We start from the raw sequence: 24,418 nt of genomic DNA, 5'->3' as shown, positions 1-24,418 counted from the left end.
TTTATTCTTCTGCAGAGGCATAACGTATGGCATGCGGCGAATTTTCCCTGATTGCCCGTTATTTTGACCGCGTAAAAAGCGCCCGCTTTGATGTTGAAACCGGAATCGGCGACGACTGCGCGTTGCTCAATCTTCCCGAAAAACAAACCCTGGCAATCAGCACCGACACTTTAGTGTCCGGCATTCATTTTCTTCCTGATATCGATCCTGCCGATCTGGCGTATAAAGCGCTGGCCGTGAACGTCAGCGATCTCGCGGCGATGGGCGCAGACCCGGCATGGCTGACGCTGGCCCTGACCTTGCCGTCGGTAGATGAAGCCTGGCTACAAGCCTTCAGCGATAGTCTGTTCGAACAACTCGATTACTACGATATGCAGTTGATTGGCGGCGACACCACCAAAGGCCCGCTCTCCATGACCCTCGGTATTCACGGCTACGTGCCTGTCGGCCGGGCGCTGAAGCGCTCGGGCGCAAAACCGGGCGACTGGATTTACGTCACCGGTACGCCGGGCGACAGCGCTGCCGGGCTGGCGATTCTACAGAACCGCCTGACGGTGAGCGACGAAACGGACAGCGCGTATCTGGTTCAACGCCACCTGCGTCCGACGCCGCGTATTCTACAAGGGCAGGCATTGCGCGACCTCGCCAGTTCGGCGATCGATCTTTCCGACGGCCTGGTTTCTGACCTCGGTCATATTCTTAAAGCCAGCGAATGCGGCGCGCGCATTGACCTGGATGCACTCCCGTATTCTGAAGCGATGCAGCGTCACGTTGACGGCGAACAGGCAATGCGCTGGGCGCTTTCCGGCGGAGAAGATTACGAATTGTGCTTCACCGTACCGGAACTCAACCGTGGTGCGCTGGATGTGGCACTGGGCCATCTTGGCGTGCCGTTTACCTGCATCGGCCAGATGAGCGCTGACGTAGACGGCATGCATTTTCAGCGCGGCGGCGACGTCGTGACGTTCGACCATAAAGGATTTGATCACTTTGGCTAGCAAAGACGTGGCGAAAAGCCGCCTCAATTTACGCAATCCCTGGCACCTGCTGGCGGTTGGTTTCGGTAGCGGCTTAAGCCCGATAGTCCCCGGCACGATGGGCTCGCTGGCAGCGATTCCGTTCTGGTATCTGATAACCTTCCTGCCCTGGCAGCTCTATTCGCTGGTGGTAATGCTGAGCATCTGTATCGGTGTCTACCTGTGCCACCAGACGGCAAAAGACATGGGCGTTCACGACCACGGCAGCATCGTGTGGGATGAGTTCGTCGGTATGTGGATTACCTTGATGGCACTGCCGACGATGGACTGGCAGTGGGTCGCCGCCGGGTTTGTGATTTTCCGTATTCTCGATATGTGGAAACCCTGGCCGATTCGCTGGTTCGACCGCAACGTGCACGGCGGCATGGGGATTATGGTCGATGACATCGTCGCCGGGGTGATTTCGGCGGGGATATTGTATTTTATCGGGCATCATTGGCCGATTGGGATAATTTAGGATTGCGTGGGGGGGCCCCTCACCCTAACCCTCTCCCACAGGGAGAGGGAACCGACCGCGGATATATTCAAGACCTGCTCTGGTTTTCACCCTCTCCCTGTGGGAGAGGGCCGGGGTGAGGGGGGCCTTACTTAAACCCCACCACCGGATGCGGCTTATACGGCGTTTCCAGCTCCGCAATGTGCTCTGGCTTCAGCGTTAAATCTACCGCGTTCAACAACTCATCTAACTGCTCTTCCCGCGATGTCCCGATAATCGGTGCCGCCACGCCCGGTTTGCTTAACAACCACGCCAGCGCTGTCTGCGCACGGGTGGCGCCAAGATCGTCCGCCACGTGCGCCAGTCGGTCGGCAATTTGCGCATCATTCTCTTCGGTGGTGCTGTAGAGAGTGTTGCCAAATTCATCGGACACCAAACGCGCTGTCGTTTCGCCCCACGGGCGGGTTAAGCGCCCCCGCGCCAGTGGGCTCCAGGGGATCACCGCCACACCTTCACGGTTGCAAAGCGGCAGCATCTCATTCTCTTCTTCACGATAAATCAGATTGTAGTGATCCTGCATGGTGACAAACGGTGCCCAGCCGTGCTGTTTTTGTAGCGCCAGCGCATGAGCAAACTGGCGTGCGTGCATCGACGATGCGCCGATATAACGTGCTTTCCCGGCTTTGACCACATCGTTCAGCGCCTCCAGCGTTTCCTCGATCGGCGTGTTGTAATCCCAGCGGTGAATTTGCAGCAGGTCGACGTACTCCATTCCCAGGCGTTTCAGGCTGTCATCGATGGAGCGCAGAATTTGCGCGCGGGAAAGTCCTTCCGCCAGGTCGCCGACCTGATGATACACCTTGGTCGCGACCACAACGTCTTCACGGCGAGCGAAATCACGCAGGGCGCGGCCCACAATCTCTTCGCTGCTGCCGTCGGAATAGCTGTTTGCGGTATCGAAGAAATTAATGCCGCCTTCAAGGGCGCGTTGAATAATAGGGCGGCTGCTCTCTTCGGGTAGGGTCCAGGCGTGTTTGCCCCGATCCGGTTCGCCAAAGGTCATGCAGCCCAGGCAAAGACGGGAAACCCGAAGGTCGGTGTGTCCTAAGAGGTTGTATTGCATGGTTCCGCTCCTGCTTTTAAGGTTTGCCTTTAAGCATAGCAGGAGCGGAGAGGAGGGTTATGCCAGCCAGCTCGCGATTTTCGCTTCAATGCCTGCCGCGTCCAGACTAAGGTCGGCGCGGATCTCTTCCTGAGTGCCTTGCGGGATGAAGAAATCAGGCAGGCCAAGGTTGAGCACCGGTACTGCCTGACGATGCGCCATCAGCACCTCGTTCACGCCGCTGCCTGCACCGCCCATGATGGCGTTCTCTTCAAGCGTAACCAGCACGTCGTGCTGCGCTGCCATCTCAAGAATCAGGCTTTCATCGAGCGGTTTCACAAAGCGCATATCTACCAGCGTGGCGTTGAGTTTTTCGGCGACCGTTGCGGCTTCAGGTAACAGCGTACCGAAGTTCAGAATGGCGATTTTCTCGCCCTGACGTTTCACCACGCCTTTGCCGAGCGGCAGTTTCTCCAGCGGCTGAAGTTCTGCGCCGGTACCGCACCCGCGCGGGTAGCGCACCGCGCTCGGGCCATCGTTGTAGTGATAGCCGGTATACAGCATCTGGCGGCATTCATTTTCATCGCTCGGCGTCATGATGACCATTTCAGGGATGCAGCGCAGGAACGAGAGATCGAATGCGCCCTGATGCGTCTGCCCGTCAGCACCGACAATCCCCGCGCGGTCAATGGCGAACATCACCGGCAGCTTCTGGATAGCCACATCGTGGATAACCTGGTCGTAAGCGCGTTGCAGGAAGGTGGAGTAAATTGCCACAATCGGCTTGTTGCCTCCAATCGCCAGGCCTGCGGCAAAGGTCACCGCGTGCTGTTCGGCAATCGCCACGTCAAAATACTGGTCAGGGAATTTTTTCGAAAATTCGACCATGCCGGAGCCTTCACGCATGGCAGGCGTGACCGCCATTAACTTGCGATCTTTAGCCGCTGTTTCACACAGCCAGTCGCCGAAAATTTTCGAATAAGAGGGTAGGCCGCCGCTGCTCTTCGGTAATTTCCCGCTGGTATGGTCAAATTTCGGCACCGCATGGAAGGTAATAGGATCTTTTTCGGCGGGCTCATAGCCGCGCCCTTTTTTGGTCATGATGTGCAGGAACTGCGGGCCTTTCAGGTCGCGCATGTTTTTCAGCGTATTGACCAGACCGAGCACATCGTGGCCGTCGACCGGGCCGATGTAGTTAAAGCCCAGCTCTTCAAACAGCGTGCCTGGCACGACCATGCCTTTGATATGTTCTTCGGTACGCTTGAGCAGTTCTTTAATCGGCGGCACGCCGGAGAACACTTTTTTTCCACCTTCGCGCAGAGAAGAGTAGAGCTTGCCGGAAAGCAGTTGCGCCAGGTGGTTGTTCAACGCGCCGACGTTCTCGGAAATCGACATCTCGTTGTCGTTCAACACGACCAGCATGTCAGGTTTGATATCGCCCGCGTGGTTCATCGCTTCAAAGGCCATGCCTGCGGTGATTGCGCCATCGCCAATCACGCAGACGGTGCGGCGCTGTTTCTCTTCACGCGCGGCGGCGACAGCGATGCCGATCCCGGCAGAAATGGAGGTCGAGGAGTGGCCGACGCTTAATACGTCATATTCACTCTCACCGCGCCACGGGAACGGGTGCAGGCCGCCTTTCTGACGAATAGTGCCAATCTTGTCGCGGCGTCCGGTCAGAATTTTATGCGGATAGGCCTGATGACCCACGTCCCAAATCAGCTGATCGAACGGCGTGTTGTAGACATAGTGCAGCGCCACGGTGAGCTCCACCGTGCCAAGCCCGGAGGCGAAGTGTCCGCTGGAACGGCTCACGCTGTCGAGCAGATAACGACGCAGTTCATCGCACAGCTTCGGCAGGCTCTCTTTTGGCAGCAGGCGCAACTCCTGAGTGGAATCGACCAACGCCAGGGTCGGGTATTTGGCAATATCAAAACTCATCAGAGACTCATTTATTGTTTATTTGTCGCGCAGGATGATGTAGTTCGCCAGCGCTTCCAGTGCAGTAGTATCCAGTGACTGTGCGGCCAGTTCAGTTAACGACTGACGGGCCTCTTCAATAAGGTCACGGGCTTTAGTGCGGGCTTGCTCAAGGCCCAGCAGTGCGGGATAGGTGCTTTTGCCTAATTGCTGATCGGCACCCTGGCGCTTGCCGAGGGTCGCAGTATCGCCCACCACATCCAGAATGTCATCCTGAACCTGGAATGCCAGGCCAATACATTCAGCGTACTTATCCAGCAGTGGCAGGGCGCTGCGGCCTTTCTCGCCCGCGCTCAATGCACCTAAACGCACAGCGGCGCGAATCAACGCACCGGTTTTATGACGATGAATACGCTCAAGCGCTGCGAGATCAACATGCTTACCTTCAGCATCGAGATCCAGCGCCTGACCACCGCACATTCCGGCGACGCCGCTGGCCTGAGCCAGTTCGGAAACCATCGCCAGACGATCGCGATCCGACACATGGGTCATCGGCGCATCACTCAGTATAGAAAACGCCAGCGTTTGCAGGGCGTCACCGGCCAGAATTGCGTTCGCTTCGCCAAATTTAATGTGGCAGGTTGGCTGGCCGCGACGCAGATCGTCATCGTCCATTGCCGGAAGATCGTCATGCATCAACGAATAAGCGTGAATGCACTCGACGGCGGCAGCGGGGGCGTCCAGCGTGAGCTGATCGACGCCAAACATTTTCCCGGTCGCGTACACCAGGAACGGGCGCAGGCGTTTACCGCCTAATAGTGCGCCATACTGCATCGCTTCAACCAGCGGAGTGTTCTGAAAGGGCTGAGGCTCAATAAAACGCCGCAACGCGCTGTTGGCGTGTTCGACGCAGGCATTTAGCTGCTGCGAAAAATCCATTTATTCATTGTCCGGCGTGAAAGGGGTCAGAGAGGCATTGTCGTTATCGGCCAGCAGGATCTGCACACGTTGTTCCGCCTGTTGCAGTTTGGCCTGCCCCTGACGCGCCAGTTGCACGCCGCGCTCGAACTCGTTCAGTGCCTCTTCCAGCGGAAGATCGCCACTTTCGAGACGATTAACGATCTGCTCCAGTTCAGTGAGTGCAGTTTCGAAACTGGCCGGGGCTTCATTTTTCTTTGGCATAGTGAATGATCAGCTCTTTTTATATCGCGATGGCGACTATGGTAGCCCAGTCGCGCCCTGAATCAAATAACACACAATGGTATATGGGAAAGCGCGCAGCTTAACCACGAAGATGGTATACTCCGCGACCTGGATGCAGGTACCCCGGTGCGCTGCAGTACAAATTTTACCTACAGCCCGCATCGGGCTTGCCAACGAACCATTGCCGCCATGAAGTTTATCATTAAATTGTTCCCGGAAATCACCATCAAAAGCCAATCTGTGCGGTTGCGCTTTATTAAAATTTTAACCGGGAACATTCGTAACGTTCTAAAGCATTATGACGAGACGCTCGCCGTTGTTCGTCACTGGGATCACATCGAAGTCCGCGCGAAAGATGAAAATCAGCGTCTGGATATCCGTGACGCCCTGACCCGCATCCCGGGCATCCACCATATTCTTGAGGTTGAAGATGTACCGTTCACCTCGCTGCACGATATCTTCGAAAAAGCGCTGGTGCAGTATCGCGATCAAATTGAAGGCAAAACCTTCTGCGTACGCGTGAAACGTCGTGGTAAACACGAATTCACCTCGATTGAGATCGAACGCTATGTCGGCGGCGGCCTGAATCAGCACGTTGAATCCGCGAAAGTGAAGCTGACCAACCCGGACGTCACCGTTAACCTGGAAATCGAAAACGATCGCCTGCTGCTGGTCAAAGGCCGTTATGAAGGTATCGGCGGTTTCCCAATCGGCACTCAGGAAGATGTGCTATCGCTGATTTCCGGCGGTTTTGACTCCGGTGTTTCCAGCTACATGCTGATGCGTCGCGGCTGTCGCGTCCATTACTGCTTCTTTAACCTCGGTGGCGCGGCGCACGAAATCGGCGTTCGTCAGGTGGCGCATTATCTGTGGAACCGCTTCGGCAGCTCTCACCGCGTGCGTTTCGTCGCAATCAACTTCGAACCCGTGGTTGGCGAAATCCTTGAGAAAATCGACGATGGCCAGATGGGCGTGGTGCTGAAACGCATGATGGTGCGTGCGGCATCGAAAGTGGCTGAACGCTACGGCGTACAGGCGCTGGTCACCGGTGAAGCGCTGGGCCAGGTTTCCAGCCAGACGCTGACCAACCTGCGTTTGATTGATAACGTCTCCGACACGTTGATTCTGCGCCCGCTGATCTCCCACGATAAAGAGCACATCATCAATCTGGCGCGTGAAATTGGCACTGAGGACTTTGCGCGCACCATGCCGGAATATTGCGGCGTGATCTCGAAAAGCCCGACCATCAAGGCGGTGAAGGCGAAAATCGAAGCGGAAGAAGAGCACTTTGATTTCAGCATTCTCGATGACGTGGTGGCGAATGCCAACAATCTCGACATCCGCGAAATTGCGCAGCAAACCGCGCAGGACGTGGTGGAAGTTGAAACCGTTAGCGGCTTTAGCTACAACGATGTGATCCTGGATATTCGTTCCGTTGATGAGCAGGATGACAAACCGCTGAAAATGGAAGGCGTGGAAATCGCTTCACTGCCGTTCTACAAGCTGAGCACTCAGTTCGGCAACCTCGACCAGAGCAAAACTTATCTGCTGTGGTGCGAGCGCGGTGTGATGAGCCGCCTGCAGGCGCTGTACCTGCGCGAGCAGGGCTTTGCCAATGTGAAGGTTTATCGCCCGTAAGTGCATGGTTGTTGCTGAAGAAAAAACCTCGCGATGCGAGGTTTGAGACTGATGACAAACGCAGCATTGCCTGATGCGCTACGCTTATCAGGCCTACAAGGTTTCTGCAATATATTGAATTTGCGCTATTTTGTAGGCCGGATAAGGCGTTTACGCCGCATCCGGCAAGAACAAAGTGCACTTTATCAGCAATCTGAAACCTCGCGATGCGAGGTTTTTTTATGGCTGCGGTTGTCGGATGACGGCTGCGTCTTATACGACCGACAAGATACCCAGGCCATCGGGCATTTCAAACGCGTTACTCGTAGTAGTTATAGATTCCCGCGGCCATCACCAGTTGTGACGCGACTTCGTGGGCTTTCTCACGCCCAACCAGCAGGTCGATAATCTTCAGGCCAAAATCAATCGACGTGCCTGGCCCTTGGCTGGTGAGCAGGTTTACGCGCGGATCCCACGCGACGCGTCGGTCCATCCACTGATCTTCAGGGATCTGATCCTTCAGCGTCGGGAAGCCGGTCATGTTGCCGATGGGGAAGAGATTGTGCGGCACCAGTACGGTGGCGGGAGCGGCGCAAATCGCGGCGACAATCCGCCCGGAGAGATGGAACTGACGCACGGTTTCAACCAACAGTGGGCTATCGCGGAAGCATTCTGCGCCTTTGATGCCGCCCGGCAGGATGATGATGTCGTAATCGCCATCGGCGACTTCCACCAGCGGGGCATCGGCCAGCAGCTTCACGCCGCGCGAGCAGACGATGGTCAGGTTGCCATCGCTGGCGACGCTTGCCGTGGTGACGTTAATGCCGCCGCGAACCAGCAGGTCGATCGTGGTGACGGCTTCCGTCTCTTCACTACCAGGTGCGAGGCAAATCAGTGCCGACGCGCTCATATTCACTCTCCTTACGTTTAATCTGTTCATACAGGCGGGTGTTTTCCGGCAGGCTAAGCCCGTGGGCGCGGGCGCGTCGGAGCAGGTAACCGGTGATATAGTCGATTTCCGTATGTCGCAGCGCCCGTACATCCTGAAGCATGGAGGAGATATTTTCTCCTGTGCGTTCAATCACCTGGGTGACGTAAAATAGCAGATTTTCCGTCGAAGTATGAATGCCTTCCCGCGCCATGGTGTGCGCGACTTCCGCGCAAATAAGCTCAACCTGCGGTAAATGTTGGCTCAGTTCTCCGTTCGGGCAGTTCATCAACGCGGTCAATGGGTTGATCACACAGTTGACCGCCAGCTTGCGCCACATTGCCGAGTGGATGTTATCGTGCCAGGCGACATCGGGTAGAACGTCCTGCAGGGTAACCGCCAGATGGCTGTAATCGCGATCGTAGTGTTTGGCCGGGCCAATATGGGTGGTGCCGTTGGCGACATGGATGATGATGTTGCCGTCACGGCGGGCGGCCTGCGTGGTTGCGCCCAGCAGCAGCGGCTGCGTAACGTCGTTCAATTCTTCGACGGTGCCCATGCCATTATGGATAAGCAAAATAGGGGATGTTGCCGGCAGCTTCTTCGCCAGCGCTTTTACCGCGTCGGAGACCTGCCAGGCTTTAAGTGTCACCAGCAAAAGATCGCTGTGCGCCAGAAAGTCGGGGTCGTTGGCGGTAACGGACTGATTAAATACCGTGCCATCCAGCTCAAGCAGATTTACGCTACAGTAAGGCTGGGGGACGCGAAGCCAGCCCTGAACATCAAATCCTTTTTTATATAACGCCGTGAGCCATAGCTGGCCCAGCGCGCCACATCCTAGTACTGTAATTTTCACACTGCCTCCTGAACGGCGTTGACACCCAAATTATAGCTTCGGGCGCTAAGCTTTCGGGGATAACAAGTTGAGTTATGCCGCGTTGCAGGTATTATGCAACGCAAAAGTCACTGAGGGAGAGGAAAAGATGCCATCTTTCGATATTGTCTCTGAAGTTGATCTTCAGGAAGCACGCAACGGCGTGGATAACGCGGCCCGTGAAGTTGAATCACGTTTCGATTTTCGTGGCGTAGAAGCGAAAATCGAGCTGAATGATGCGAATAAAACCATCAAAGTGCTGAGTGAGTCTGATTTCCAGGTTAATCAGCTGCTGGATATTCTGCGTGCCAAGCTGCTCAAGCGCGGCATTGAAGGGGCGTCTCTTGATGTGCCGGAAGAGTTTGTGCACAGCGGGAAAACCTGGTTTGTGGAAGCGAAGCTGAAGCAGGGGATTGAGAGCGCGATTCAGAAGAAAATCGTTAAGCTTATTAAAGACAGCAAGCTGAAAGTGCAGACGCAAATTCAGGGCGAAGAGATTCGCGTGACCGGGAAATCCCGCGATGATTTGCAGGCGGTGATGGCGCTGGTGCGCGGCGGTGATTTAGGCCAGCCGTTCCAGTTCAAAAACTTCCGCGATTAAGCTGTAATGCCGGATGGCGGCTTCGCGTTATCCGGCTTATGGGAGTGTCGCTCTGTTGTAGGCCCGATAAGCGAAGCGCTATCGGGCATTTCAGGCTCAGGCGACGATAGCCTGCTCCACCTCAAACCGGTTCGTCACTTTGCTGTCGATTTTAACGTAAGCCGAGCGCTCTTCGCCTACCAGCAGCACCTCTTTAATGCCTTCTTTCGCCAACAGCCGCGCCTTCAGAGCCTCATCAACCTCGACGTCGTCGGGAATTTCAATGCGTAAACTGCTGACATAAGCCGGTTCACTCATGGTGATGGCCACCAGCATCCACACCGTCGCCAGCAATGCGCCTGCCAGAAACACCGTTTGCGAATCGAAAAAGCCGTCAATCCAGCCGCCCAGCGAGCCGCCAATCGCCACGCCAAGGAACTGGCTGGTGGAGTAAATACCCATCGCCGTGCCTTTGTAGCCCGCCGGAGACTCTTTACTGATAAGTGACGGCAGAAGCGCTTCCATCAGGTTGAAGGCGAGGAAGAAAATCTGTACGCCTGCCACCAGTTCCCAGAAATAATTACCGGAGCCCCACAGCACTATCTCAGCAATCAGCAGCAGTGCGATACACAGCAGGAAGACGCGCTTCATTTTGCGCTTCACTTCGGCATAAATAATAAACGGCACTACGGTGATAAACGAAACCAGCATGGTGACCAGATAGATTTTCCAGTGCTCGGGGGCCGGGAAACCTGCCGCTTCCAGTTGCCCTGGCAGGGCGACAAAGGTCGACATCAACAGAATGTGCAAACACATAATGCCGAAGTTCAGGCGCAGCAGTTTGGGCTCCATCAGCACTTTGCTAAAGCAGCCTTTCACCATGCCGGATTCACGGTTGAGCGTATGATTATGACTGTTTGGCACCACCCAAAGTGTTAGCAGGATAGCCAGCGACGCGAGGATGGCGATCATCCAGAACAGCGCGTGCAGGCCCAGTTTGTGGGTAATAATCGGCCCTAATACCATCGCAATCGCGAAGGTAACACCGAAGCTCACGCCAATAAAGGCCATCGCTTTCGTGCGGTTTTGCTCACGAGTGAGGTCGGAAAGCAGCGCCATGACGGCGGCGGCGATCGCCCCGGAGCCTTGCAAGGCGCGGCCAAGAATAATGCCCCAGATGGAGTCAGAGAGCGCGGCAATCACGCTACCGGCGACAAAAATCATCAGCCCGCCAATAATCAGCGGTTTGCGGCCAATGCGGTCGGAGAGTAAACCAAAGGGGATCTGGAAGACGGCTTGCGCCAGCCCGTAAATACCAATCGCCAGGCCAATCAACGCTTCGCTTGCGCCTTGCAGCGCCATACCGTACGTGGTCAGAACCGGCAGAACCATAAACATGCCGAGCATGCGCAGCGAAAATACGGCCCCTAAACCCCAGGTGGCGCGCAATTCCCCCGGCGTCATTTTGTAATCGTTCATTCCCACCTCATTATTAATCGCCCCATAGTGTAGTGCGGAGCGCAGGCAGGGTAAACAGAGTGTTAATGAGCAAATATTACATTCGTGAATTATTTGTGCGGTATAGAAAAAGGCCCCTGTGCGGTATTGAGGGTCAGTTAAGGACCGATTCATTTTTCAGAGCATCTTCCCGTTGCGCTCCTGTTTTGCTCCGAGCCATATAAATTGTGCTGGCGCAGGGAGCACGCAGGGGGCGGCCAATCGCCGCCGCCCCCTGCACCCCCGGGCTCCGGCGGAAAAATCGCCGCTTCGCGGTTCCCTCAGCTTATCCCTTACGGCTTTCGGGTCGGGCGCGAGGTAACATCCCTGTAAAGCCGCGCCCTCAGCCCACATCCATGTGGGCTGCCCCGGCCTCCAGGGAACGCTTCGGCGATTTTGACGCCATCAACGGCGGTGCGGTCTTTAATTTAACAGCAAAAACCAATGTATCTGAAACCGACGAGTCCCCGCTGGATTGGCGAAGGGGGGCGCGGTTGACCCCCCTTTACCCGTTCACTGACGCAGATGCCACATGTAGCGCAAAACATAAAGTGAATGGAACTTTGCGCTTAACTGACCGGTATTACCCGTGTGGGGCCCCGGTTTGAAGGTCAGATAGCCTGACGGATCTCGTCGATCACCTCGAGCGAACGCAGTGCATCGGCGGCGTCAATAATTGGCGTCGCCTCACCCCGAATGACGGCAATAAAGTGATTCAGTTGCAGGATGAACGGATCGATGGCGTTGATATGCAACGTCTCACTGATAAGCGGCTCGTGCCAGCCGCTTTTCTCACCGTAGTGCCACCAGCGCATCTGCGGTATCGCCAGCGCGCCCAGCGTGCCGGAAATCAGGTAGCAGTTTTCCGGTGTATGCGCGTAAATCGGGTTCTCCGCCGAGTTCATTTCCCAACTCCACGGGCTAACGCTGCAATCGCTTAATACCGCGCTGCCCAGCGTGCCGCGTGCGAAACGCAGATTCACCACCGCGCTGTCCTCGTTAGCAAATCCGCGCGTTTCGCTGGAGGCCATCGCCTGCACCTCTTCAATTTCGCCCAGTAAATAGCGCATCAGGTCGATATCGTGCACCAGGTTAACCAGCAGCGGCCCTGCGCCGGGCTCGCGTCGCCAGCTTACCTCAAAATAGTCCTCCGGCTTTTGCAGTATCCAGTGGGCGGAAACGGCGACGATATTGCCGAGTTTACCGCTGTCGATGAGTGTTTTCGCTGCCGCCGTTAGCGCATTGTGGCGGCGATGATGGCCGACTAAAATCGGCACGTTGTGCGCAAGCGCGGCGTCCACCAGTTCACGCGCGCGTTCAGGGGATTCTGCCACCGGTTTTTCCACCAGCACCGGAATACCGCGTTTTACACAGGCCAGCGCACAGGGCACATGCAGCATGTTCGGTGTAGCGTTAATCACTCCGTCTGGCCTGATTTCATCCAGCATTGCTTCAACGTCGGCAAACCACGGCACATCGAGATCGGCGGCCAGTTCCCGCGCCTGGTCGGAAGGATCGGCAAGCGCCACCAGCGTGGCCTCTGACGCCTGCTGAATCACGTTGATATGTTTGCGCCCGATAGCGCCCGCGCCGATAACGGCGAGTCGTGTCGAATTCATGATGGGCTCCTGAGCGAGGTGGTAACGGGAGGAACATTGTCGGGTTGGCCTGAGGCAAACCAGCCTTTTGCCGCGACGCCAAGCACAGTGAGCAACGCCGGAATGCCAAGCAGCAGGAAGACGGTTTCAAATTTGAGATCCATCGCCAGCATTTCAGCGCCAGCAAAGGCGCTGAGGATCGCCCCGATACGCCCGACACCGTGCATCCAGCTTGAACCGGTGGCGCGCGCCTGGGTGGGATAAAAGCGTGCAGAGAGCGCGTTCATGCCGGTATTCGCACCGTTCAGGCAGGCGCCGCTAATCAGCGCCAGCAGGCACAGCAGGGTGAAGCTGGCGGCCGCAAAACCAATCGCCATCGTCACCAGCCCGCCAACCGCAAAAATGGCTCCCAGGGCCCGATGTGGATTAATGCGATCCATTAACCACCCGGCGAACAACGAGCCTACCGTGCCACCTGCCTGATAAATCGCAGTCATAATGGCTGCCTGGCTTACGGTGAGACCAATCTCTTTTACCAGCGTCGGCAGCCAACTGCCGAGGATGTAAACCAGAAATAGCCCCATAAAGTAGACCAGCCACAGCATCAGGGTGCCGAAACGGTACTGAGGCGACAGTACAATACGCATCGCATTCCCGCTGACAGGCTGTGTTGGCAATACGAAGCTGACGTTATCGCTTATTTTGCCCGGATAGAGCCGCTGGAGGATCGCGCAAATCTGCCTGGCAGGAGCTTGCTTAATCACCAGGAAACGCACGGATTCCGGCAGCTTCCACAACAAAATCGGCACAAACAACAGTGGCAAAATACCGCCCAGCGCCATCAGTGAATGCCAGCCATACAGGGGGATCAGCCATGACGCGGTAAAACCGCCAATCGCCGCCCCGAAGGTGAAACCGCAGAAAATCACGGTGATGATGAACGAGCGCTTCCGTTCAGGCGCATATTCCGAGACCAGCGTACTGATATTAGGCATCGCGGCACCGAGACCCAACCCGGTCATAAAGCGGAAGAAAATCATCTGTTCGATGTTTTGCGAAAAAGCGGTAGCAACCGTCCAGAAGCCGAAGAAGAACACGCTGTTGATGATGATCTTCTTGCGCCCCAGCCAGTCGGCAAGTGGGCCAGAGAACATGGCCCCCAGCGCCAGGCCAATCAGCGCGGTGCTGATCACAAAGCCCAGTTCATGGTTGCTGACGCCCCATTCCTGTTTCAGCACCGGGGCGATAAATCCCATGATGGCGATATCAAAACCGTCCAGCGCAATCACGGCAAACCCTAAAAAAATCACCAGCTTCTGATAGCGGCTAAGTGGCTGGGTATTGATTAACTCTCTGACGTCCAGGCGTTGAGTCTGTGCCATAACGATTCCTCGGGTGAGTGATTCACAGGAAGGACTGCGCGGCGTTAAACAGCAGCTGTGCGCGTTGTTGAGCGGGAAGGGCACCTTGCGCGCCTGCCAGCGGGACTTCGAGAGATACGGGGATTGTGGCAGGCAGCGCTGCCAGCAAACCGCGTAAATCGAGGCCGCCTTCGCCCGGCACTTTTCGTGCGCTGCGCGCCTGGTAAATCAGCTCATCGGTGGTGTCAGGCATTTGCGCGGGAGCATCACACAACTGCATATAGTTCAATTGCGCGGCGGGAATATCCGCTAACGTTGTCAGTGATTCTCCCGCGCGCCAAAAATGGATAGCATCGACCAGAATGCCGACGTTGTTCTGGCCGCTGGCGGTGATCACCGTCTGCGCGTCGTGTACGGTTTTCACCGCCGTCCACGGCATCGGTTCGAGGTTCATGGTCAGGCCGTACTGTTTCCCGGCCTGTGCCAGACGCGCCAGATTCTCCGCGCAGCGTGTGACGTTTTCGTCATTGCCGGCGACCAGTACCTGTTGCGCTTCAAGACGTGCGGATGTTTCCAGAAACGTGTGAAGCGCTTCCAGATTGAAGTCTGGCGTCAGGCGAACAATCTCCACGTCCGACACGCGAACGCCCGTCTCACGCAGAGCGGCGAGGGTTTCGCGTACGGTAGCAGTGTCGCCCAACATATCGTAGTCAGGGTCTGTCGGGGTAGCAGGAAGCAGGCGCAGGCCAACATGCGTAAAACCCGTTTTGGCGGCGATACGCACCTGTTCCGGTGGCGGAACATCGAGCATCGTCAGGGCAGCGAGAGACAAAGAACGCGTGTTCATAGGGACTCCAGTACAGTTGCAGGTAAGATGTTTTTCTATTTTTACCGTCCCTGGCAAAGCGATGAGTTACGCTGTTTTTGTTATGTTTGCGGCAAGGTTTTTTCCCACCAGGTACCCGAAGGTCATGGCCGGGCCAAGCGTAATGCCGCCGCTGGGGTAGAACCCCTGCATCACGCTCGACATATCGTTCCCCACGGCGTACAGGCCGGGGATGGGCTGGTGTTGGTCGTTCAGCACCTGCGCCCGTTCATCGGTCAGCAGGCCGCTGAACGATCCCAGCGAGCCTGGCAGAATACGCACGGCGTAAAACGGCCCCTGTTTTATCGCACCCAGCGTTGGGCTGGGGTGATGTGTGGCATCGCCCTGCGCACAGTTATAGGCGGATGCGCCGCGTTGAAACTCATCATCCACGCCGCGTTCGGCATAACCGTTGAAGCGTGCGACGGTTTCAATCAGTGCGGCTTCATTAATCCCGCATTTTTTTGCCAGCGCTTCCAGCGTCTCGCCGGACTGCAGATAGCCGTTACGCAGCCAGGCCTTAACGTTAAACGGCGTGGGGCGAGCATGACCTAATCCGTAACGGCTCAGCGTGCGCTGATCTGCCAGCAGCCACGCCTGTGGTTTTTCCCCTTCCGGGGTGGCGGTAATTAACGCGGCGATAAAATCGTGATAGGAATCGGCTTCGTTGGTGAAGCGTTTACCATTCGGTAATACGGCGATAAACCCCGGCTTGGCACGCTCCACCAGATGCGGGAACGCAAGCTGTAAGCCGCTGGCCAGCGTGACGCGGGAAACCGGTGCCCAGGCCATGGGATGTTTGAGATTGCGATCAAAATGACCGCCAGCCGCCTCGCCCAGTCGAATGCCATCGCCCTGGTTTCCCGGCGGCGCGGCAGAGAAGTGACCGTAGCCATGACGCGCGTGCGCCACCTCCTGCGCCAGCCGGGCTTTATCATGTGGGAAGCCGCCGCAGGCCAGTACCACCGCGCCGGCGTTGACGGTAATCTCGCCTTCATCGCTATCGAGCACCGCGCCAATAACCTGATCGTTGTGCTTCAGCAAGCGCGCAACCGGGGCGTTCAACAGGAACTGAACGTCTGCATCCAGCGCCGAGCGCAGCAAGCGCGCGACCAGCGCATTGCCATTCACCAGATGCTGCCCACGCCCGTAGCGCAGACGCTGCCAGTTGTGCCTCAGAAGGCGTCGGGTGGCGTAGAACGCAGAACGCGGCGAACGGGTCGCGTTGAAAAAATGCGCCATATCCGCGCCGCCCGCAATCCCCATTCCTGCCAGACTGATGGTCTCCAGCGGGGCGCGTAGACGGTGCAGCCAGTTACCCAGCCCTCGACCATCGTAAGGCTGTGCGGTGACCGAACGCCCACCGGTGGCAAAACCGGGGGAGTTGTGGAAATCCGGCATTTTGCTGCCGGAAAGAAATTGCACCGCGGTACGTGAGCGAAAGAAATCGACCATCTCCGGGCCGTAGCGCAGAAATGTCTGCAAGCGCGCATCAGCAGGGCGGCCATCCATTTCCGCGTTCAGGTAGGTGAGGGGAGCGTCTTCATCCTCATTGATGCCTTCTTCTCGCGCCAGTGGATTACGCGGGATCCATAACCAACCGCCGGACCAGGCGCTGGTTCCGCCAATAACCGGCTCTTTTTCCGCGACCAGTACGCGTGCGCCGTGCAGCGCGGCGGTCACGGCGGCGGATAACCCCGCGGCGCCTGACCCGACCACCAGAACATCGACCTTTACCTGCCTGCTCATGATGTGCTCCTTATTGCAGCGGGGAGAAATCGGTCGGGCGCATCAGCACCGATTCCAGACGCTCAACCGCCGCTAGCTCGCGATTTTTACGCGAGAACGTCAGCCAGCGTTCGTCCTGGGCCATGCGGCCACGGCGAACCAGGCGGTCATCCAGGCTTTCATACGCCCAGATATGCACCACCTGATTCACCACGCCAATTTCGGTAAAGAAGAAGCCAATCAGTTTGCCGAGATGCTCGGTTTGCACCGCATAGGCATCACTTTTATACAGCGCCAGCCAGTCAGCCATTTTCAGGGGATTGATGGTGTAAGTGCGTTTTTCGTAGATCATGTCGTGCTCCAGGTTAAAGGGATTGTTGTTGAACCATATGTTTTGCGGCGAGATAGCCGAAAGTGAGCGCAGGGCCGAGCGTTATGCCGGGGCCGGGATAGGTACCGGCCATTATCGAATCCATGTCATTACCGACCGCATACAGGCCCGGAATGACTTCGTTTTGTTGATTCAGCACCTGTGCGTCGGCGGAGGTCATCAACCCGCGCGAGGTGCCTAAATCGCCGGTGTAGAGGGTGATTGCGTAGAACGGCCCTTGTTGAAGTGGGGCGTTACAGGCATTTGGCTGATGCGCCGGATCGCCCATCGCCCGGTTGTAGCTGTTTCCGCCTTTTCGAAACTCGCTGTCGGTGCCATTAGCCGCATCGCGGTTATAACGTGCTACGGTCTCTTCCAGCGTGCCAGGATCGAGATTGAGCTGCAGCGCGAGCGCGGCGAGGGTATCGGCTTTGTGTAAATATCCCGCTTTTACCAGCGCATCGTTATTGACCGGTGCCGGACGCGCGAGGCCGAGGCCGTAATTTTTCATCGCCAGTGCATCGCCAATCAGATAGCAGGGCGCGTTTTCCGGCTGCTGCTGCATCGCGCTGGCGAAGTGATGGTAGGAGTTCGACTCGTTCACAAAGCGAACGCCGCGTTGATTGACGGCAATGACGCCCGGTTTAGCGCGATCGGTAACCAGATGTGGGAAGCGCTCTTCCGTGCCGTCCGGGTGACGTAAAACCGAAACCGGGGCCCAGAAAAAGTTAGAAGGAAGATCGGGGCCTTCTTGCGCGCTGACGCGGCTCGCCAGTTGAAATGCTGCGCCATCGTTGGTGGTGGGCGACATGGTGAAATGTTGCTGTGTCGCCGGACGGAACCGCGCGGCAATCTGCCCGGCGGCAAAACCGCCTGCCGCCAACACGACACCGCAGCGGGCGTACAGTTGTTCTTCTTTACCTTCACGTTTGAGGGTGACGCCAGTGACGCGCCCCTGTTCTTCAATTAACGCGGTGACGTTGACATTCAGCGCCAGATCCAGCCCTTTGCGCAGGGCCAGCGTCGCCATTCGTGCAATTAGCGCGTTGCCCATCGCCAGACGTGTCCCGCGAGGGTGACGCAGGCGATCTCGACCGTAGCGCAGCAGCAGACGCGAACAGTGGCGAAAGGACGTCCATGAACGGCGCATATCCAGGAAGTGTTGAATGTCGACGCGATTGACCATCATGCCGCCAAACAACAGCATGCCTGGCGGTGGAGAGCGCAGCGTGTTGAAGTGCTCGCCCAATTCGCGGCCATCAAACTCAACGACTTCCAGCGCGCGCCCGACATCTACCGCCCCGGCTTCATCAGGATAATAATCGGGCGAAAGCGGGCGCAGGCTGTATTTCACCGCACCTTCTTGTTCAAGAAAGGCCAGCGCCTCACGTCCCGATTCGACAAATGCATCAACCAGTGCCGGGCGATAGTTTGTGTCACCAATAATGGTGCGCAGGTAAGTTTTGATAGCATCTGGTGAACCGCTTTTGCCCGCTTCGCGAGCCTGATCGGTATCGTTGATCCACACCGCGCCGCCGGAAATCGCCGACGTGCCGCCAAAGTGGGGGGCTTTCTCCAGCATCAGCACCGACAAGCCTTTGCAGCAGGCCGTGACCGCGGTAGCAAAGCCCGCCGCGCCGCTGCCGATCACGATCACATCCCAGCTTTTCATGCGGCTACCTCGTGCTCGCCAGGCATTGCGCCAATAAACTGGCCCATCAGTTTCATCTGCGCCAGCGCCATTTCCGGGCCCGTTTGCACGCTGCAGCCGCGCGTTTGCGCAAAGGCCAGCAGCGGGGTGATCACCGGCGCTGTTACTACATCGGCTACGTGGGTGCTGTTTTGCAACGTATCGAGCAGCGGTTGCGGCAACGGTAGCGGATCAAAACCCTGCATTCCTGCCGGAGAGCCGTTCACCAGCAGGTCGAGGCCTTCAAGGGTAGCGGGCAGTTCACCGAGATGGACTTGCGGAAAATGCGTCGCCAAACGGTTTTCCAGGCGCTGACGCATGGCATTATCCTTGTCATGCAGCGCCAGATGGCTGATACCCGCTTCACACAATCCCCAGGCAATCGCGCTACCCACGCCGCCGCAGCCAGACAACAATGCGCGTTTACCGGCGGCGGTAAAATCGTGCGCTTCGGCGGCAAGCCGGAATCCCACGCCGTCGAGCATGTCACCTTCCAGGCGACCATCAGCCAGCTTACGCACCACATTTACTGCATTAAGGTGACGCGCGCGCGGCGTCAGGCTGTCCAATAGTCCTGCGACGCGCTGTTTATGGGGTACGGTCACCAGCACGCCGCTCATGTTCTGCCAGCCGCGCAGAGCGTTCAGATAATCGGCAACCGCTTCCGGGGCAATATCGACCGGGATCATCACCTTGTCCATCTGCGCCTCAGTAAAGTAACGGTTGAAGTTTTCCGGTGATTTCACCTGGGTGATGGGATGCCCGAGCACAGCAACAATTTGCGTAAATCCACTGACCATTTCTCACCTCACTTGTTAATTAAATGTTTAATGAGTATTTCAGTGGATCCGGTGACCAACAACGCAGAATTCGGACAGGTGGGTTGTTAATCGCACTAACAGTGCGATAATCGCAGTAAATGGGCTTGTTTGTTGCGAAAGTGTGAACAACTATGCAAAATCAGATTCATTCCCGCGATTTGATTGTCGGCCTGCAAAAAGGGCTGGCGATTATTCAGCTTTTCTCCAAAGAACATCCCCGTCTGACGGTACCGCAGGCGGCAAAACTGAGCGGCCTGACGCAGAGTGCGGCGCGTCGATTCTTTCTGACGCTGGTTCACGATCGTTATCTTTGCACCGATGGTCGCTACTACTGGCTGACGCCCAAAGCGCTGCGGCTGGGGCAGGCGTACGTCGATTCCGCCCAGTTTCCACGCATGGTGCGCCCCATCGTTGAGTACATCGCCAGCCGAACGGAGGAGCATGCGTCGGTAGGGGTGATTGATGAAAACGAGCTGGTGTATATCGCGCGCAGTAAACATACGCCGTTTAACTCAACCTCTGTGCGCCTTGGCGAGCGTGTACCGGTGTACTGCACCGCGGGTGGGCGTTTGTGGCTGGCGTCACTGCCGGAAGCGGAGTGTGAAGCGGTGCTGAAGCAAGTCAAACGCGAACGTCGCACGCCTTACACCGCCGTCGAGATTGATGAGCTGATGGCGCGTATTGCGCTGGTGCGTCAGCAGGGCTACGCCACCATCGAGCAGGAATTTGAAATTGGCATGCTGGTGGTCGCCGTGCCGCTGGCCGACAGGGAAGGGCTGTACTGGGGGGCGTTGAGTTTAACCAGCCATCAGTCGCGTACCTCGCTGGAGGCGCTGTGCCGCGATCATTTGGATTTGCTGTATAGCGCGCGGGAGATGCTGGTGAGTTAGACCCTCAACTTCATACTCACAGACAATAAAAAACCCGCCGCAGCGGGTTTTTTCACATCCTTAAAACCTTACCAGACGTACGTCAGCAGGCTTTGGGAGTTCGGAACCATAAAGTCGATGGACATCATGACTGAGAGTGCGGTAATGGCGATGATGGAGAAGCCGAAGAGCTTACGCGCCCAGACCTTATCATCTTCCACGTTATAACCGCGCAGCGCCATGCCGAGCCACCACACGCTGACCGCCGCGGCAACAATCAGGTATTTATACCCTGCGTAGCCGCCGAGTGTCAGCATCAACGTGGCGATTGCAAACGCCACGATGTACAGCGTGATGTGGTTTTTCGCCACCGAAATGCCTTTCACCACCGGCAGAACCGGAATGTTCGCCGCCTGATAATCCTTGAAGCGGAAAATCGCGATGGCGTAGGAGTGAGGCATCTGCCAGAGGCTGAAAATTGCCAGCAGGATAGCCGCGCCGCTGTCAAACGTACCGGACACCGCGCAGTAGCCAATCACCGGCGGCGCAGCGCCGGAGAGAGAGCCAATCAGCGTGCCGTAGACGGAGTGGCGTTTCATGTACAGGCTGTAAACGCCGACATAAACCACAAACCCCATCACGCCCAGCCAGCAGGCCAGCGGGTTAGCGCCGAACCACAGCAGCATGAAGCCAGCAATACCCAGCAAGGTGGCGTAGACCAGCGACGTTTTAGGCGCCATCAGTCCTTTGACCAGCACTCGGTTTTTCGTACGTTCCATCTTACGGTCGATGTCACGATCGATGTAGTTGTTGAATACACAACCCGAGGCGACCACCAGAGACACGCCAATCAGCGTCGCGACAAACAGCGGATAATCAATGCTGCCCTTGGAGGCCAGCAGGAAACCGCCGATCACGGAGATCAGGTTGCCAAAAATGATGCCTGGTTTCGTTACTTGCAGGTATTGCTTAAACATCATACTTGCCGCTCTTAGTGAACCATCATGTTGTAGTTCAGGTTCCACATAATCCAGATGGAGCCCACAACCACGATGGCAATGATGATCACGGTGAAGATAAACGCAGTCAGGTTCCAGCCTTCGTCAGACTTCGAGTTCATGTGCAGGAAGTACACCAGGTGTACCAGAATCTGCACCACCGCCGTTACCAGAATGGTTCCCAGAATCACCGCCGGCGACGCGGAACCCGTCATCACCATCCAGAACGGAATAACCGTCAGGATGATGGACAGGATGAAGCCCGTCATATAGGACTTCACGCTGCCGTGGGATGCGCCGTTGTGATCGGTAGAATGACTCATTACATCGCCCCCATCAGATAAACTACAGAGAACACACAGATCCAAACCACGTCCAGGAAGTGCCAGAACAGACTCAGGCACATGATACGGGTGCGGTTAGTGCTGGTCAGCCCGCGACGGGAAACCTGAATCATCAGCACAGCCATCCAGATAAGACCAGAGGTGACGTGCAGACCGTGGGTACCGACCAGCGCGAAGAACGCGGACAGGAAGCCACTGCGATCCGGGCCCATACCTTCAGCAATCAGGTGATGGAATTCATAGATTTCCATCCCGATGAACCCTGCACCAAAGAGGAAGGTCAGGGCGAGCCAGGAAACGACCTGGCTCTTGTTGTTTTTGTACATGGCGATAGCCGCCATGCCATAGGTGATGGAGCTGAACAGCAGCAGGAAGGTTTCCACCAGAACGAACGGCAGTTCGAAGATGTCCTTACCGGTCGGGCCGCCCGCAGTGCCGTTTACCAGCACCGCGTAAGTAGCGAACAGACAGGCGAACAAAATACAGTCGCTCATCAGGTAGATCCAGAAACCGAATACCTTATTCGGGCCTGCATCGTGGTGCCCATGTTCGTGCGCGTGGGCGTTATGCGCCAGAGTATCAGTTGCCATTTTTCAGCCCTGCCTTAGAAATCTCATCGAAATGCTGGTTTTCCAGTTTTTCGACTTCAGCGACCGGCACGTAGTAGTCCACGTCCTCGTCGAAGCTTTTCACAATCCAGCTGATAACAATGCCCGCGAAGCCGACGATTGCCATCCACCAGATATGCCAGATCATGGCGAAACCGAAGAGAGTGGCGAAGGCGGCAATCACGATGCCTGCACCGCTGTTTTTCGGCATATGAATTTCTTCATATTTCGCTGGCTGTTTGTACGCTTCGCCTTTCTCTTTCATTTCCCAGAATGCATCGCGTTCATGGATCTGCGGCACAATGGCAAAGTTATAGAACGGAGGCGGGGAGGAGGTTGCCCACTCCAGCGTACGGCCACCCCATGGGTCACCGGTCAGATCACGGTTCTGATCGCGGTCGCGAATAGACACGTAGAACTGAATCAGCTGGCACAGGATACCCAGAGCAATCAGCGCCGCACCACAGGCTGCAACAACCAGCATGGTGTGGAACTGCGGGTCAATCTGCTGGCTGAGGCGACGGGTCATACCCATGAAGCCCAGCACATACAGCGGCATGAACGCCACGAAGAAACCGATGATCCACAACCAGAATGCACGTTTACCCCAGGTTTCGTTCAGGGTGAAACCAAAGGCTTTCGGCCACCAGTAGGTCAGGCCAGCGAAGCAACCGAAGACCACACCACCGATGATCACGTTATGGAAGTGCGCAATCAGGAACAGGCTGTTGTGCAGCACGAAGTCTGCGCCCGGTACCGCCAGCAGTACGCCGGTCATACCCCCTACAGAGAAGGTCACGATGAAGCCGATAGTCCACATCATCGCGGAGTGGAATACGATACGGCCCTGGTACATGGTGAACAGCCAGTTGAAGATCTTCACCCCGGTCGGGATGGCGATAATCATCGTGGTAATACCGAAGAAGGCGTTAACGTTCGCGCCCGCACCCATCGTAAAGAAGTGGTGCAGCCAAACGATGAACGACAGGATGGTAATACACACGGTCGCCCACACCAGTGAGGTGTAGCCAAACAGGCGTTTACGCGAGAAGGTTGCCGCGATTTCGGAGAAGACACCGAACACTGGCAGAACCAGGATGTACACTTCCGGGTGGCCCCAGGCCCAAATCAGGTTGATGTACATCATCATGTTGCCGCCCATATCATTGGTGAAGAAATGGGTGCCCAGATAGCGATCCAGGGTCAGCAACGCGACGGTAACCGTCAGAATTGGGAAGGACGCAATAATCAGGATGTTGGCGCACAGTGATGCCCAGGTAAATACCGGCATCTTGAACATGGTCATGCCCGGTGCACGCATCTTGATAATGGTGACGAAGAAGTTGATACCCGTAAGCGTTGTACCGACACCGGAGAGCTGCAACGCCCATATCCAGTAATCGACCCCGACGCCTGGGCTGTATTCAATTCCCGACAATGGCGGATAGGCCAGCCAACCGGTCTGCGCGAACTCACCGACGCCCAGAGAAAGGTTAACCAGGATCACACCGACAACCGTGAACCAGAAGCTCAGGTTGTTCAGGAACGGATACGCAACGTCACGCGCACCAATCTGCAGCGGAACCACGAGGTTCATCAGACCGATAACGAATGGCATCGCCACGAAGAAGATCATGATTACACCGTGAGCGGTGAAGATCTGATCGTAGTGGTGCGGCGGCAGGAAGCCCGCCTCGCCCGCAGAGGCCAGCGCCTGCTGGCTACGCATCATGATGGCGTCGGCAAAGCCACGCAGCAGCATGACGATAGCGACGATGACATACATAATGCCAAGGCGTTTGTGGTCGACTGAGGTCAGCCACTCTTTCCAAAGGTAGCTCCACTTACCGAAATAAGTGATCGCTGCCAGTATCGCCAGTCCCCCGACGATAATTGCAGCTATCGTTACCATGACAATTGGTTCATGGAACGGCACTGCATCCAGTGTCAATTTTCCGAACATCGTTTTCTT

Annotated in this window: 23 protein-coding genes; 5 read left to right on the top strand and 18 right to left on the bottom strand. The window is 56.5% G+C overall.

Annotated features, from left to right (window positions below; translation table 11 throughout):
* The first annotated feature begins 26 nt into the window (after positions 1 to 26).
* A complete protein-coding gene (gene thiL / locus ACOXYR_RS16180; RefSeq protein ID WP_108474817.1) occupies positions 27 to 998 on the top strand; it encodes a thiamine-phosphate kinase in 972 nt (323 codons plus the stop codon).
* Positions 991 to 1,494 (top strand): phosphatidylglycerophosphatase A, encoded by a 504-nt coding sequence (pgpA, locus tag ACOXYR_RS16175; RefSeq protein ID WP_421382121.1) that lies wholly within the window; start codon positions 991 to 993, stop codon positions 1,492 to 1,494. Before thiL ends, pgpA begins: the two co-directional genes overlap by 8 nt.
* Before the next feature lie 127 nt (positions 1,495 to 1,621).
* On the opposite strand, the gene ACOXYR_RS16170 is transcribed toward pgpA, so the two are convergent.
* Genes ACOXYR_RS16170 through xseB form a run of 4 tightly spaced genes read right to left on the bottom strand, consistent with a single transcriptional unit; the run spans position 1,622 to position 5,677 of the window.
* Entirely contained in the window at positions 1,622 to 2,596 is a 975-nt protein-coding gene (locus ACOXYR_RS16170) for an aldo/keto reductase (RefSeq protein WP_108474819.1), read from the bottom strand.
* Between the two features lie 57 nt (positions 2,597 to 2,653).
* On the bottom strand, positions 2,654 to 4,516 hold the full coding sequence (dxs, locus tag ACOXYR_RS16165) for a 1-deoxy-D-xylulose-5-phosphate synthase (protein ID WP_421355831.1): 1,863 nt from the start codon (positions 4,514 to 4,516) through the stop codon (positions 2,654 to 2,656).
* Between the two features lie 18 nt (positions 4,517 to 4,534).
* On the bottom strand, positions 4,535 to 5,434 hold the full coding sequence (gene ispA, locus ACOXYR_RS16160; protein ID WP_113858778.1) for a (2E,6E)-farnesyl diphosphate synthase: 900 nt from the start codon (positions 5,432 to 5,434) through the stop codon (positions 4,535 to 4,537).
* Positions 5,435 to 5,677, bottom strand: a complete 243-nt coding sequence (xseB, locus tag ACOXYR_RS16155) for an exodeoxyribonuclease VII small subunit (RefSeq protein WP_108474822.1) — start codon at positions 5,675 to 5,677, stop codon at positions 5,435 to 5,437.
* A 210-nt stretch (positions 5,678 to 5,887) separates the two neighbouring features.
* On the opposite strand from xseB, the gene thiI reads away from it, so the two are divergent.
* Positions 5,888 to 7,336: a tRNA uracil 4-sulfurtransferase ThiI gene (gene thiI, locus ACOXYR_RS16150; protein ID WP_421355832.1), complete on the top strand. Its 1,449-nt coding sequence runs from the start codon at positions 5,888 to 5,890 to the stop codon at positions 7,334 to 7,336.
* 298 nt (positions 7,337 to 7,634) lie between these two features.
* On the opposite strand, the gene yajL is transcribed toward thiI, so the two are convergent.
* Complete coding sequence (yajL, locus tag ACOXYR_RS16145; protein ID WP_108474824.1) at positions 7,635 to 8,225, bottom strand: protein deglycase YajL; 591 nt, start codon at positions 8,223 to 8,225, stop codon at positions 7,635 to 7,637.
* The gene (panE, locus tag ACOXYR_RS16140; RefSeq protein WP_108474825.1) at positions 8,188 to 9,099 is read right to left on the bottom strand and encodes a 2-dehydropantoate 2-reductase; all 912 of its coding nucleotides are present in this window, start codon (positions 9,097 to 9,099) and stop codon (positions 8,188 to 8,190) included. The genes yajL and panE overlap by 38 nt, the downstream gene beginning before the upstream one ends.
* A 127-nt stretch (positions 9,100 to 9,226) precedes the next feature.
* Here panE and ACOXYR_RS16135 point away from each other — a divergent pair, with 127 nt between their 5' ends.
* The gene (locus ACOXYR_RS16135) at positions 9,227 to 9,718 is read left to right on the top strand and encodes a YajQ family cyclic di-GMP-binding protein (protein ID WP_108474826.1); all 492 of its coding nucleotides are present in this window, start codon (positions 9,227 to 9,229) and stop codon (positions 9,716 to 9,718) included.
* Between the two features lie 96 nt (positions 9,719 to 9,814).
* On the opposite strand, the gene ACOXYR_RS16130 is transcribed toward ACOXYR_RS16135, so the two are convergent.
* The 8 genes from ACOXYR_RS16130 to ACOXYR_RS16095 form a co-directional block, all read right to left on the bottom strand.
* Positions 9,815 to 11,176 carry an MFS transporter gene (locus ACOXYR_RS16130; protein ID WP_421355833.1) on the bottom strand — a complete coding sequence of 454 codons (1,362 nt, stop codon included), beginning with the start codon at positions 11,174 to 11,176 and terminating at the stop codon, positions 9,815 to 9,817.
* 629 nt (positions 11,177 to 11,805) lie between these two features.
* Positions 11,806 to 12,813 carry a Gfo/Idh/MocA family protein gene (locus ACOXYR_RS16125; RefSeq protein WP_421355834.1) on the bottom strand — a complete coding sequence of 336 codons (1,008 nt, stop codon included), beginning with the start codon at positions 12,811 to 12,813 and terminating at the stop codon, positions 11,806 to 11,808.
* Positions 12,810 to 14,174 (bottom strand): MFS transporter, encoded by a 1,365-nt coding sequence (locus tag ACOXYR_RS16120; protein WP_108474829.1) that lies wholly within the window; start codon positions 14,172 to 14,174, stop codon positions 12,810 to 12,812. Before ACOXYR_RS16120 ends, ACOXYR_RS16125 begins: the two co-directional genes overlap by 4 nt.
* 22 nt (positions 14,175 to 14,196) lie before the next feature.
* Entirely contained in the window at positions 14,197 to 15,000 is an 804-nt protein-coding gene (locus ACOXYR_RS16115; RefSeq protein ID WP_415729040.1) for a sugar phosphate isomerase/epimerase family protein, read from the bottom strand.
* 66 nt (positions 15,001 to 15,066) lie between these two features.
* Positions 15,067 to 16,767 carry an FAD-dependent oxidoreductase gene (locus ACOXYR_RS16110; RefSeq protein ID WP_421355835.1) on the bottom strand — a complete coding sequence of 567 codons (1,701 nt, stop codon included), beginning with the start codon at positions 16,765 to 16,767 and terminating at the stop codon, positions 15,067 to 15,069.
* 10 nt (positions 16,768 to 16,777) lie between these two features.
* Complete coding sequence (locus ACOXYR_RS16105) at positions 16,778 to 17,098, bottom strand: NIPSNAP family protein (protein WP_015965584.1); 321 nt, start codon at positions 17,096 to 17,098, stop codon at positions 16,778 to 16,780.
* A 13-nt stretch (positions 17,099 to 17,111) separates the two neighbouring features.
* Positions 17,112 to 18,788: an FAD-dependent oxidoreductase gene (locus ACOXYR_RS16100; RefSeq protein WP_421355836.1), complete on the bottom strand. Its 1,677-nt coding sequence runs from the start codon at positions 18,786 to 18,788 to the stop codon at positions 17,112 to 17,114.
* On the bottom strand, positions 18,785 to 19,606 hold the full coding sequence (locus ACOXYR_RS16095; RefSeq protein ID WP_350435226.1) for a shikimate dehydrogenase family protein: 822 nt from the start codon (positions 19,604 to 19,606) through the stop codon (positions 18,785 to 18,787). Before ACOXYR_RS16095 ends, ACOXYR_RS16100 begins: the two co-directional genes overlap by 4 nt.
* A 152-nt stretch (positions 19,607 to 19,758) precedes the next feature.
* Between ACOXYR_RS16095 and ACOXYR_RS16090 the strand changes: the two genes are divergently transcribed.
* On the top strand, positions 19,759 to 20,517 hold the full coding sequence (locus ACOXYR_RS16090) for an IclR family transcriptional regulator domain-containing protein (RefSeq protein WP_108474834.1): 759 nt from the start codon (positions 19,759 to 19,761) through the stop codon (positions 20,515 to 20,517).
* Positions 20,518 to 20,585: 68 nt separating this feature from the next.
* Here the strand turns inward: ACOXYR_RS16090 and cyoE are convergent, their stop codons facing one another.
* The 4 genes from cyoE to cyoB are packed head-to-tail and all read right to left on the bottom strand — an operon-like array spanning position 20,586 to position 24,409.
* Complete coding sequence (cyoE, locus tag ACOXYR_RS16085) at positions 20,586 to 21,476, bottom strand: heme o synthase (RefSeq protein ID WP_108474835.1); 891 nt, start codon at positions 21,474 to 21,476, stop codon at positions 20,586 to 20,588.
* Positions 21,477 to 21,487: 11 nt separating this feature from the next.
* Positions 21,488 to 21,817 (bottom strand): cytochrome o ubiquinol oxidase subunit IV, encoded by a 330-nt coding sequence (locus ACOXYR_RS16080; protein ID WP_108474836.1) that lies wholly within the window; start codon positions 21,815 to 21,817, stop codon positions 21,488 to 21,490.
* Entirely contained in the window at positions 21,817 to 22,428 is a 612-nt protein-coding gene (locus tag ACOXYR_RS16075) for a cytochrome o ubiquinol oxidase subunit III (protein WP_108474837.1), read from the bottom strand. Before ACOXYR_RS16075 ends, ACOXYR_RS16080 begins: the two co-directional genes overlap by 1 nt.
* Positions 22,418 to 24,409, bottom strand: a complete 1,992-nt coding sequence (gene cyoB, locus ACOXYR_RS16070; RefSeq protein ID WP_108474838.1) for a cytochrome o ubiquinol oxidase subunit I — start codon at positions 24,407 to 24,409, stop codon at positions 22,418 to 22,420. The genes ACOXYR_RS16075 and cyoB overlap by 11 nt, the downstream gene beginning before the upstream one ends.
* Between the last annotated feature and the right edge of the window lie 9 nt (positions 24,410 to 24,418).

Origin of the sequence: Pseudocitrobacter faecalis (assembly GCF_965231525.1) — a bacterium.
GTDB lineage: Bacteria > Pseudomonadota > Gammaproteobacteria > Enterobacterales > Enterobacteriaceae > Pseudocitrobacter > Pseudocitrobacter faecalis.
Note: the sequence above shows the minus strand (reverse complement) of the source record. Positions and strands in the feature narration are given on the sequence as shown.

Bases quoted from the DNA above. Each gene is read 5' to 3' on its own strand.
- thiL (WP_108474817.1), top strand. From the start codon at position 27: ATGGCATGCGGCGAATTTTCCCTGATTGCCCGTTATTTTGACCGCGTA.
- ACOXYR_RS16170 (WP_108474819.1), bottom strand. From the start codon at position 2,596: ATGCAATACAACCTCTTAGGACACACCGACCTTCGGGTTTCCCGTCTT.
- dxs (WP_421355831.1), bottom strand. From the start codon at position 4,516: ATGAGTTTTGATATTGCCAAATACCCGACCCTGGCGTTGGTCGATTCC.
- ispA (WP_113858778.1), bottom strand. From the start codon at position 5,434: ATGGATTTTTCGCAGCAGCTAAATGCCTGCGTCGAACACGCCAACAGC.
- xseB (WP_108474822.1), bottom strand. From the start codon at position 5,677: ATGCCAAAGAAAAATGAAGCCCCGGCCAGTTTCGAAACTGCACTCACT.
- thiI (WP_421355832.1), top strand. From the start codon at position 5,888: ATGAAGTTTATCATTAAATTGTTCCCGGAAATCACCATCAAAAGCCAA.
- yajL (WP_108474824.1), bottom strand. From the start codon at position 8,225: ATGAGCGCGTCGGCACTGATTTGCCTCGCACCTGGTAGTGAAGAGACG.
- ACOXYR_RS16135 (WP_108474826.1), top strand. From the start codon at position 9,227: ATGCCATCTTTCGATATTGTCTCTGAAGTTGATCTTCAGGAAGCACGC.
- ACOXYR_RS16130 (WP_421355833.1), bottom strand. From the start codon at position 11,176: ATGAACGATTACAAAATGACGCCGGGGGAATTGCGCGCCACCTGGGGT.
- ACOXYR_RS16125 (WP_421355834.1), bottom strand. From the start codon at position 12,813: ATGAATTCGACACGACTCGCCGTTATCGGCGCGGGCGCTATCGGGCGC.
- ACOXYR_RS16120 (WP_108474829.1), bottom strand. From the start codon at position 14,174: ATGGCACAGACTCAACGCCTGGACGTCAGAGAGTTAATCAATACCCAG.
- ACOXYR_RS16115 (WP_415729040.1), bottom strand. From the start codon at position 15,000: ATGAACACGCGTTCTTTGTCTCTCGCTGCCCTGACGATGCTCGATGTT.
- ACOXYR_RS16110 (WP_421355835.1), bottom strand. From the start codon at position 16,767: ATGAGCAGGCAGGTAAAGGTCGATGTTCTGGTGGTCGGGTCAGGCGCC.
- ACOXYR_RS16105 (WP_015965584.1), bottom strand. From the start codon at position 17,098: ATGATCTACGAAAAACGCACTTACACCATCAATCCCCTGAAAATGGCT.
- ACOXYR_RS16100 (WP_421355836.1), bottom strand. From the start codon at position 18,788: ATGAAAAGCTGGGATGTGATCGTGATCGGCAGCGGCGCGGCGGGCTTT.
- ACOXYR_RS16095 (WP_350435226.1), bottom strand. From the start codon at position 19,606: ATGGTCAGTGGATTTACGCAAATTGTTGCTGTGCTCGGGCATCCCATC.
- ACOXYR_RS16090 (WP_108474834.1), top strand. From the start codon at position 19,759: ATGCAAAATCAGATTCATTCCCGCGATTTGATTGTCGGCCTGCAAAAA.
- cyoE (WP_108474835.1), bottom strand. From the start codon at position 21,476: ATGATGTTTAAGCAATACCTGCAAGTAACGAAACCAGGCATCATTTTT.
- ACOXYR_RS16080 (WP_108474836.1), bottom strand. From the start codon at position 21,817: ATGAGTCATTCTACCGATCACAACGGCGCATCCCACGGCAGCGTGAAG.
- ACOXYR_RS16075 (WP_108474837.1), bottom strand. From the start codon at position 22,428: ATGGCAACTGATACTCTGGCGCATAACGCCCACGCGCACGAACATGGG.
- cyoB (WP_108474838.1), bottom strand. From the start codon at position 24,409: ATGTTCGGAAAATTGACACTGGATGCAGTGCCGTTCCATGAACCAATT.